Source organism: Goodfellowiella coeruleoviolacea (genome assembly GCF_024171785.1).
Taxonomy (GTDB): domain Bacteria; phylum Actinomycetota; class Actinomycetes; order Mycobacteriales; family Pseudonocardiaceae; genus Goodfellowiella; species Goodfellowiella coeruleoviolacea.
The window spans coordinates 581135-590890 of the sequence record NZ_JAMTCK010000003.1 but is presented as its reverse complement, the minus strand read 5'-3'; the positions used below and the strand labels follow the sequence as shown (position 1 = coordinate 590890).

6 protein-coding genes are annotated in these 9756 nt (G+C 71.2%); 2 read left to right on the top strand and 4 right to left on the bottom strand.

The genetic code is table 11. From position 1 onward, the window contains the following. Positions 1-157: 157 nt before the first annotated feature. Positions 158-2425 carry a helicase-associated domain-containing protein gene (locus LX83_RS08770; protein ID WP_253769079.1) on the top strand — a complete coding sequence of 756 codons (2268 nt, stop codon included), beginning with the start codon at positions 158-160 and terminating at the stop codon, positions 2423-2425. Between the two features lie 242 nt (positions 2426-2667). Here the strand turns inward: LX83_RS08770 and LX83_RS08765 are convergent, their stop codons facing one another. The 4 genes from LX83_RS08765 to LX83_RS08750 are packed head-to-tail and all read right to left on the bottom strand — an operon-like array spanning position 2668 to position 8132. Continuing rightward, positions 2668-3279, bottom strand: coding sequence for a GTP-binding protein (locus LX83_RS08765; RefSeq protein ID WP_253769077.1), 612 nt, complete (start codon positions 3277-3279; stop codon positions 2668-2670). Then, on the bottom strand, positions 3260-4084 hold the full coding sequence (locus tag LX83_RS08760; protein WP_253769075.1) for a DUF742 domain-containing protein: 825 nt from the start codon (positions 4082-4084) through the stop codon (positions 3260-3262). The genes LX83_RS08765 and LX83_RS08760 overlap by 20 nt, the downstream gene beginning before the upstream one ends. A gap of 29 nt (positions 4085-4113) precedes the next feature. Further along, positions 4114-4539: a roadblock/LC7 domain-containing protein gene (locus LX83_RS08755; protein ID WP_253769073.1), complete on the bottom strand. Its 426-nt coding sequence runs from the start codon at positions 4537-4539 to the stop codon at positions 4114-4116. Further along, a complete protein-coding gene (locus LX83_RS08750) occupies positions 4536-8132 on the bottom strand; it encodes a sensor histidine kinase (RefSeq protein ID WP_253769071.1) in 3597 nt (1198 codons plus the stop codon). Before LX83_RS08750 ends, LX83_RS08755 begins: the two co-directional genes overlap by 4 nt. A 622-nt stretch (positions 8133-8754) precedes the next feature. On the opposite strand from LX83_RS08750, the gene LX83_RS08745 reads away from it, so the two are divergent. Beyond that, a complete protein-coding gene (locus LX83_RS08745) occupies positions 8755-9741 on the top strand; it encodes an ABC transporter substrate-binding protein (RefSeq protein ID WP_253769069.1) in 987 nt (328 codons plus the stop codon). Positions 9742-9756: the final 15 nt, after the last annotated feature.

The following is a 9756-nucleotide window of genomic DNA, read 5'->3' as shown; positions in this document are numbered from 1 at the left end:
CTCGCTGCGCGAGGGTTGATCCAAGCTCCCAGCTGGCCACCGCCAGCTGATCCGCGCTCGCTGCGCGAGGGTTGATCCAAGCTCCCAGCTGGCCATGCCTGCCGATCAGGCCCCACTTGTTCCCCGGGCGCGGTGCGGTGGATATACCGTGGGACAGATGCCCGGCACTTCACTCGCCGACTGGCTGCGGGCCCAGGACGACACCGCGCTCGCCGCCATCCTGCGTGCGCGCGCGGACGCGGCCACGCCACCGCCCGCGGACTCCGCCGTGCTGGCCACCCGGCTGGACACCAGGGCCTCGATCGCCAGGGCCGCCGAGGCGCTGGACACCTTCACCCTCACCGTGCTGGAAGCCCTGCTGGTGGTCGACGCCGACCAGGCGCCGGTGCCGGTCGCGGCGGTGGCCGCGGCGCTCGGTCCGGACGTGCCGGTGGAGCGGGTGCGCCAGGCACTGCGCGTGCTGCGGCAGCGCGCCCTGGTCTGGGGGCCGGACGAGGAGGTGGCCCTGCCCTCGGCGGCCCGCGAGGCGGTCACCGCGTTCCCCGGCGGGCTCGGCCGGTCCGTGCCCGGCCTGGCCGAGGTCGACCTGCCCGCGCGGCTCGCCGAGCTGGACGAGCCCGAACTGGCCGTGCTGCGCCGGCTGGCGGCCGGGCCGCCGATCGGCCAGACCAGGGAGGCCGCCCAGGTGCTCACCCTGGAGCAGGCCCGCACCCCGGTGCAGCGGCTGCTGGCCAGGGGCCTGCTGGTGCGGCGCAACACCGACACCGTCGAGCTGCCCCGCGAGGTCGGTCTCGCCCTGCGCGGCGACCGGCCCATGGGGACGGTCGAGGTCGACGAGCCGGCCATGACCACCAGCAGCCCCGGCGTCTCCACTGTGGACAAGACCGCGGCCGGGGCGGCGCTGGAACTGTTGCGGCACATGGACTTGCTGCTCGCCCTGTGGAGCGAGGAACCACCGGCGGTGCTGCGCTCCGGCGGGCTGGGCGTGCGGGAGCTGCGCCGGCTGGCCCGCGAGCTGGACATGGCGGAGCGGGACGCCAGCCTGCTGGCCGAGCTGGCCGTGGGCGCCGGCCTGATCGCGGACAGCGGAGGCACCGAACCGCAGTGGCTGCCCACCACCCGGGTGGACGGCTGGGAGGTGGCGCCGCCGGAACACCGCTGGGCCACCCTGGCCAGCACCTGGCTGGACCTGCCCCGGCTGCCCGGACTGGCCGGCCACCGCGACGACCGCGACCGGCTGCTCGGCCCGCTGTCCGAGGACCTGCGCCGGCCGGTCGCGCCCAGGGAACGCCGCCGGGTGCTGGCCGCCCTGGCCGAACTGCCCGAGGGCACGGCCGTGCCCGAGGTGGACGAGCTGGCCGAGGTGCTGGCCTGGCGGGCGCCCCGGCGGGGCGGCCGGCTGCGGGACGACCTGGTCCGCTGGACCGTGCGGGAGGCCACCTCGGTGGCGGTGGTCGCCCTGGCCGCGCTGAGCACGGCCGGGCGGGAACTGCTGGCCAACGGGCCGGCCGAGGCGGCGGCCCGGCTGGCCGAGGCACTGCCCGCGCCCGTGGACCACGTGCTGGTGCAGGCCGACCTGACCGTGGTGGCGCCAGGCCCGCTGGAGCCGGAACTGGCCGCCGAGATCGGCCTGGTCGCCGACGTGGAGTCGGCCGGCGGCGCCACCGTCTACCGGGTGAGCGAGGCGTCGGTGCGCCGCGCGCTGGACGCCGGCCGCACCGCCGTGGAGCTGCACGAGCTGTTCCGCACCCGGTCGCGCACGCCCATCCCGCAGTCGCTGACCTACCTGGTGGACGACGTGGCCAGGCGGCACGGCCGGCTGCGCGGTGGCGCTGCCGGGTCGTTCCTGCGCTGCGACGACGAGGTGCTGATCGCCGAGGTGCTGGCCCACCCCCAGGTCGGCGACCTGGAGCTGCGCCGGCTCGCGCCGACCGTGCTGGTCAGCCCGCTGCCCCTGGCCGAGGTGCTGGACGGGCTGCGCGCCGCTGGGTTCGCCCCGGCGGCCGAGGGGCCGGACGGGCGCCTGGTGGACCTGCGGCCGGAGGCGCGCCGGGTGAGCGCCGGCGGCCGCGCGGTGCGCCGCGCGGCCCTGCCCACCCCGCCCAGCGACGAGCGGCTGGCCGAGATGGTCCGCCAGCTCCGCGCGGGCGACCGGGCCGCGGCCACGCCCAGGGGTGCGGTGGTGACCACGCCGGGCGGGCTGGGCGCGGGGCCGTCCGCGACGCTGGAACTGCTGCAGCGCGCGGCCAAGGACGGGCGCAGCGTGTGGGTGGGTCTGGTGGACGCGCACGGCGTGGCCAGTCAGCGCGTGGTGGAGCCGATCAACGTGGGCGCCGGCGTGCTGGAGGGCTACGACCACTCCTACGGCGAGGTGCGGCGCTACCCACTGCACCGCATCACCTCGGCCGCCCTGGTGGAAACCTGAGCCGCCACCGGTGATCCGGCACCGGGCGGCCAGTCACCCACCACTGTGGACGGTCGAGGACACCGGTGTCGCGAGTGGACACCAACAGGGGGGTGGGCCCCGCCGGGGCGGCCCCGGTCGGGGGTGGACAGTCGCGAGTGGACACACAGCCGCACGGGGCCGGACGCGACAACGGGCGGAGCGGAAGCGGGGTGCGGGGCACCCCCGCCCGGCTGGCAGGGGTCGGCCAGCCGGGCAAAGGGTCAGCCAGCGCGGACGGTCATCCACTGGCGCATGGCGTGCTCCACCAGGTTGATCAGGGTCTGCTTGGTGGACTCACGGTTCCGGGCATCGCAGGTCACGATCGGAACGGAATCGTCGATGGTCAACGCTTCGCGAACATCCTCGACGCGGTGGTGCAGCAACCCGTCGAAGCAGTTGATCGCGACGACATACGGTAACTGCCTGTCGTCGAAGAAGTCGATCGACGCGAACGCGTCCGCGAGCCGCCTGGTGTCGACCAGCACGACCGCGCCGATAGCACCCTTGACCAGGTCGTCCCACATGAACCAGAACCGATGCTGGCCCGGTGTGCCGAACAGGTACAGGATCAGATCGCTGTCCAGTGAAACACGCCCGAAGTCCATCGCCACCGTGGTGGTCACCTTGCCCGGTGTGGCGGACAGGTCGTCGACCCCCACACTGGCCTCGGTCATCACCGCCTCGGTGGTCAGCGGAACGATTTCGGAGACCGAGCCGACGAACGTCGTCTTGCCGACTCCGAAGCCACCTGCAACGACGATCTTCGCCGAAGTAGTGGCCTTGCGCGTGCCGCTCTCTTGCGTGTTGCGGGGACTAGAGCCTGCGAAGCCCACTGAGCACCCTCTCCAGGAATTCAATGGAGGGCCGGTCCCCCACGACCAGGCCACCCTGGTGAATCAGCACCAAACCCATGCTGGCCATATCGCCAATGAGCACTCGCACCACGCCGAGGGGGAGCCGCAGGTGTGCGGCGACCTCGGCGACGGAGCGAGTGTCGACGCACAGGCCGCAAATGGACCTGTGCTCCGGGAGTACCGCGGCATCCCGTTCCATCCCCCGCTCGCTGGTGGAAACCAACGCCTCGATAGCCAGATCATAATCGGGCCGGGTTCTGCCCCCGGTTCTGGTGTAGGGCCGCACCAGCGACCCCGACTCCTCCGCCGGTTCGACCTCCCGGGGATCACCGGGCACCGCCCGGTGAGAGCCCGAGAAATCTGGTGGTGGCTCGTCCCGGATCGCCGGGATCGGCCCGGATCCGAACTGGTTCTGTTCCGGAACATGATCGGTCACGTCATGCGTGCCGAACAAGTCCGCACCTGGACCGCCGAACAGGCCGGTGCCGTACCCGCCGATGTCAAACCGGCTCGGTACGTCGTCCAGCCCGTACGCCGAGTCGTCCACCCCATGCTGAGACATGTTGTCTAGCCCCTGCTCCGCGTCCTCGGGCCCCCAGTGACCCGAGAAGCCCGATCTGTCCGGCTCATGCTGCGGTGTGTCCTCGTGTCTCTCATAGTGCTCGTACTGGGAGTAGCCGGCAGCAGGTTCCTGGTAGCGGCCTAATCCGCCACCTGCCCACTCCTGGTAGCCGTAGTTACCACTGACGGTGCGCCTGTTGTGGGCACCGGAACCTGTGTTCATCTCATGCTCACCCCCAAGTCAAGAGAGCCCTACCGCCGGACAACGCCTTGCAGTTGAGCGCGCAACTCCGGCGTGAGTTGCTGGCCGACGCGCTCGACCAACAGGGTCATCTCGTAGGCGACCAGCCCGATGTCGCAGTTGGGCGCGGCGAGCACCGCCAGGCAGGACCCGTCACTGATGGACATCAGGAACAGGTAGCCACGCTCCATCTCGACAACGGTCTGGTTGACGCCGCCAGCCTCGAAGCAGCGCGCAGCGCCCTGGGTCAGGCTGACCAGGCCGGAGGCCACGGCCGAGAGTTGTTCGGCGCGGTCCCTCGGCAAGCCCTGCGAGCTTGCGAGCAGCAGACCGTCCGCCGAGACCACAACGGCGTGTGCGACCCCGGGGACCCGGCGCACGAAGTCGGTAATGAGCCAACCAAAGCTGCCAGGCTGCTGTACGGACGCGGTTGTCACTCCTGCTCCTCGTCTTGCCGGCTTTGGGACGAACTGGGCTGATCACCAGCGTATGCCTCAGTCAGGGCGTGCCGCCCTCGGCGGACACCCTGTTGCAAACTCGACATGCGACCGCGAACAGCGTCGGGCGTCCTCGGCGGCAATGGGTTCTTCGGGGTTTGCTGGGATTGCGATTGGGACTTGGGCGCGGCCGAACCTGGGACCAGGTGCGCCTTCGGCACGCGTTTGGGCAGGCCAGCTGACGTCTTGACCTCCGAGGTCGGTTGGAGCAGGGCTTGCGCCGCCTGCCAGCCCTCATCGGCTGGCGAGTGCCAGACGTTAGCGTTGTCGGCCGCGGCGCTGTCCGCCTGGGTGTTCTGCGCCGGAGCGTCGTAGAACCGACTGCTCCGAGTGCGTCCGGCCAGTCCGCCGTTCAGCCCAGCGGGCGCGGCCGGGGTTTCCGCCGCCGCGCTCACCGGCGCCGCCGGCTGCTCGTCCACGGGACCGTCCTCTCCGACCGGCTGGACCGCGGCCGGCTGCACCGGGCTCACCTGGGCGGGGTTCACCTGCGCCGGCTCGTCCTGGGCGGGCTCGGCCGCGTACCTGGACTCGGTGCGCCGGGGCAGCGGCTCGGACTGCACGCCGCTGTGCGGCAGCGGTGTCTCCGGCTGGGCGACGGGCCGGACCGGGGGCACCACCTGGGTGGCCGACGGCGGGGTCTCGTTCTCCACGGCCTGGAACCACTGGGAGAGCACTGCCTCGTAGATGGGCAACCGCTCGGTCGGCGCGTCCAAGTCTCGGTCGACCTCCTTCGGCCGAGGCGCCGAGGTGCCGTTGCGCTGCGCGGTGTGCTGTTGGCCGAACTCGGGCGCGGCAGCGTCCCGCTGGTGATCGGCCACCGGCATGCGCGGCACCGAGGGCGCCGACTCGTCGGGCTCGGCCTGCCCCCCACCGATGCCGACCGGCCCGGCCTGGTCCACCACTTCCAGTTCGGCCATGTCGAACTGGGTGGTGGCGGGGTCGTAGCCGGTCGGGGTCGACCGGGTGGTGTAGGCGGGGAACGACTCGGGTCCGCCGGACTGCTCGTCGGGTCCCTCGGCCGGGTACTGGTCCTCGAAATCGGTGTCGAACTGCTGGTAGCCGGTGTCGGCGAACAGGTCGACGCTGGAGTTGACGATCTCGGGGCGCTCGGTGGGGCCCTGGGGCTCCACCTGCTGGCCCGCGCTGTCGCCGCCAGGGGCGTCGCTGGACAGCCGGGTGAAGACCGTGCTCTCGCCGTTGGTCGAGTACGTCTCCACCGGGGTGAACGCGGTCGAGCCGCCGAAGGAGTTCGACCGGGTGCTCGTGGTGTCGGCCGGCCCCTCGGAGACCCAGGGCGTGGCCTTGGTGGTGGTGTCGGTGAACAGCGGGGTGTCGGTGACGCCGCCCTGGTTCTCCGACTGCACGAACTGGACCGGGTAGCTGGTCTCGGCCGGCGTCTCCGGCTCGGGCTGGACCACCCGCTGGGTGCCGCCGGTGTCCGCCGCGTCCTTGCGGGCGGACGCGCCGAACGCGCCGGCGATGCCGCTGGCCCTGGTGGCCGGGTGGCTGGTCTCGGCCGGGGTCTCCGCCGGCGGGACCGCCATCGGGGACACCGAGGACACCGAGGACACCGCCGAGGCCGGCGAGGCCGACGAGGCCGGCGAGGCCGACGAGGCCGGCAGCGCCAGCGGGGCGGGTGCGGCCGGTGGCAGCGGGCTGGCGCCGGCGCCGGGCTGGTTGATCAGCGTCTCGGGCACGATGACCAGGGCCGTCGTGCCGCCCTCGATGTCCTCGTTGACCCGCAGCTTGACCCGGATCTCGTGCCGCTTGGCCAGCCGGGCGACCACGTACAGGCCCATCCGGCGGGACACGGCCACGTCCACCTCGGGCGGGTCGGCCAGCCGCTCGTTGGCCTCGCGGACCTCCGGCTCCATCATGCCAACGCCGCGGTCCTGGATCTCGATGGCCAGCTCGCCCTGCCTGGTCTTGGCGGTGCGCACGGTGACCTTGGTGGCCGGGTCGGAGAACGCGGTGGCGTTGTCCAGCAGCTCGGCGATCAGGTGCACGAGGTCGTTGACGGCCCGGCCGAGCACGGTCAGGTCCGGGCCGGGCATGACCTGGATGCGGGCGTACTGCTCGACCTCGGACACGGCCGCGCCGATCACCTCGGACGCGGGCACCGGCCGGGTGAGCCGGCGGCTCAGGTCGGTGCCGGAGAGCACCAGCAGGTTCTCGCTGTTGCGCCGCATGCGGGTGGCCAGGTGGTCCAGCTCGAACAGGTTGGCCAGCTGGTCGGGGTCCTGCTCGTCGCGCTCCAGCCGGTCGATCAGGTTCAGCTGCCGTTCGACCAGGGTCTGGCTGCGCCGGGACAGGTTGACGAACATCGCGTTCACGTTGTCCCGCAGCAGCGCCTGCTCGGCGGCCAGGCGGACCGCTTCGCCGTGCACCCGGTCGCAGGCCCTGGCCACCTGGCCGACCTCCTCCTTGGTCCACACCGGCACCGGGTCGATCGCGTTCTTGGCCGCGGTCTGCGGGTTGGGCTCGGCCAGGATGCGCCGCACCGCCTCGGGCAGTCGCTCCTCGGCGACCTCCAGCGCGGTGCGCCGCAGCGTGCGCAGCGGCCGCAGCAGCGAGTTCGCCACGAAACCGGCCATGAGGCTGGCGAGCAGCAGCCCGGCGAGCACGGTGACGCCGTCCAGGATGGCGCTGGCCCTGGCCTCGGCGGCCAGCTGGTTCGTGCTGTCCTGCAGCTCCTTGAGCAGGCGCTCCTCCACCGACTTGGTGAGGTTCACCGTCAGGGTGGCGGCGATGTCCCAGCCCTCGGGGGTCAGCAGCCGGGTGTCGCCGCCGCCCTCCTCCCGGGTGAGCGCGGTCTCCTGCATCTCGTGCGCGCTGTCGACGATGCGACCGGTGACCGCGTCGTCGTAGATCTGGGTCTGCTCGGGCGTGGCCGACTTGCGGAAGTCGTTGAGCGCGGCGTCCAGCTCGGCCTGGGCACCGAGCAGCTCGCGCTGCTGGCCCGGGCCGAAGTCGCCGTGCTGGAACACGTCGAGCAGGATGGCGCGCTTGCGCGACTCCTGTTCCTTGACCCGGGCGATGGCGTTGGTGGCCAGGTGCAGTCGCACCAGGTCGGGGTCGTTGATTCCGGCGATGGCCTGCTCACCGAGGTCGAGCAGGCTCTGGATGGACTCGGTGTAGGTGCGCAGCACCGACTCCGCGGGGTACTGGGTGCTGTTGACCGCCTGGCGCAGCTGGTTGAGCCGGGTCAGCTGCTCGTTGGCCTGCTCGTAGCGCTGGGCTACCTCGGGGTCCAGGTCGCCGCCGACCTCGCTGATCTTGCGGGCCAGCGTGTCCGAGGCGTCGCCGACGCGCTTGACCTGGCGTTCCAGCACCACCTGGTTCTCGCCCTTGTTGGCGGCCACGTAGAACACGGTCAGGTCGCGTTCCCGCTGCAGCTGCTGGACCAGCTCGGCGACGCTGCTCTCCAGCTCGACCTGCTTGGCGAGCTTGGCCAGCTCGGTGGAGCCGTTGATGTCGCTCATGATCCGCAGACCACCGAGGATCAACGCGCCAACGGTCGGGATCGCCAGCACGGCGACCACCTTGGTGGGCAACCGCCAGTTGCGGAGCCGCCACCTCGCCGTCGACGGAGGACGCCTACTCTCGCCGTCCGCGTGGGACGTGGTAGTGCCCGGCCGCACGTCGGGGGTAGCAGGCCCAGGTGAATCGGTCACTGTTTCGTCACGCTGCGCAGCCAGCTCGTCACCCGATTCGGGTTCTTTGGAGCGCGTCAACTTCGCGGCTCCAGACCGGCTGGGACCTTTCTCTCGTCGGGCCACCCTGGGCTTCCTCTTCCGGCAGCAGTGTCCCCGGTCCCTCCCCGGACCGAGTAAGGACTCGAACGAATAGGCCGAATTGCAGCACAGGAGCTGGGAGCCCGGCCAGGCACCCCACCTCCATGCCACGACAGTTGTCCGCGCCAGACCGCTGTCGCTGGCCCGTAGGAGCGTAGTGGTGGACACCACGTATGTGGAAGTGCCACCTGGCACTCACCGTATTCACATGGGGTGTCCATTCATACCTTTGAGTGGATAATATGCCCGCCCGTCGGCTGACTACCAGCCTGCCCGCGATCGCGCAGATCGCAGAACGGCAGGATGGGTGTGGCGACACTCACCTGATCGACACCATTTAGGCCCTACCGCGAGAGGTGCCATGGCTACCCGAGCGATCCGCCGCACGGTTGCGATGCTGGCCAGCACGATCACCCTGGCCGCGACGGCGGGTTGCGGCCTGTTCACCGGCGGTGACGCCGGCGACCAGGCCGCGTTGGAACGCAAGACGCTGAAAATCGGCGTGATGCCCTACGTCGACGTCGCACCGCTGTACCTGGCCAAGAACGAGGGCCTGTTCGAGAAGATCGGCCTTGAGGTCGAACTCATCACCGAGTCCTCCGAGGTCCAGGCGGTCAACGACCTGGACGCCGGCACCCTGGACGTGGCCTTCGCCAGCAACGTCACCCTGTTCAAGGAGGCCGCCGGCGGCAAGTCCCTGCAGCTGCAGGGCGAGGCGTACCAGGCGGACGAGGACGTGATGGCCCTGGTGACCCTGCCGGGCAGCGCGTTCAACCCGAGCACCAAGCCGCAGCCCAGGATCGCGGTGAACGAGTCGAACGACATCGGCACGCTGGCCACCCGCACCGCGTTGAAGACAGCCAACGTCGATCAGGCGAAGATCAGGTTCCAGACGGTCCCGTTCCGGGACATGACCGGCGCGCTGCAGGGCGGTCAGGTGGACGCGGCCTGGATGGTCGAGCCGTTCATCACCAAGGCGCAGAAGGAACTGGGCGCGGTGGTGCTGATGGACACCGCGCGTGGCGCCACTTTGGACTTCCCCATGTCCAGCTACGCGGCCAGCAAGAAGTTCGCCGACCAGAACCCGCGCACGCTGCGGGCGTTCCGCAAGGTGCTGGCCGAGGCGCAGCTGGCCGGCGCCAACAAGCTGGAGGTGCAGAACGTGCTGCCGTCCTACGCGGACGTGCAGAAGGACACCGCCGCCCTGGTGTCGGTGGGCACCTACCCGGCCTCGCTGAACCCGATCCGCCTGCAGCGGGTCGTCGACCTGATGAACGTCAACGGCGTGTTGGACCAGCCGCTGGACATCCAGCAGCTGATGCCGCCGGACACGCCCGACAATTCCTGAACCCGATCGGCTGAC

Bases quoted from the DNA above. Each gene is read 5' to 3' on its own strand.
- LX83_RS08770 (WP_253769079.1), top strand. From the start codon at position 158: ATGCCCGGCACTTCACTCGCCGACTGGCTGCGGGCCCAGGACGACACC.
- LX83_RS08760 (WP_253769075.1), bottom strand. From the start codon at position 4,084: ATGAACACAGGTTCCGGTGCCCACAACAGGCGCACCGTCAGTGGTAAC.
- LX83_RS08745 (WP_253769069.1), top strand. From the start codon at position 8,755: ATGGCTACCCGAGCGATCCGCCGCACGGTTGCGATGCTGGCCAGCACG.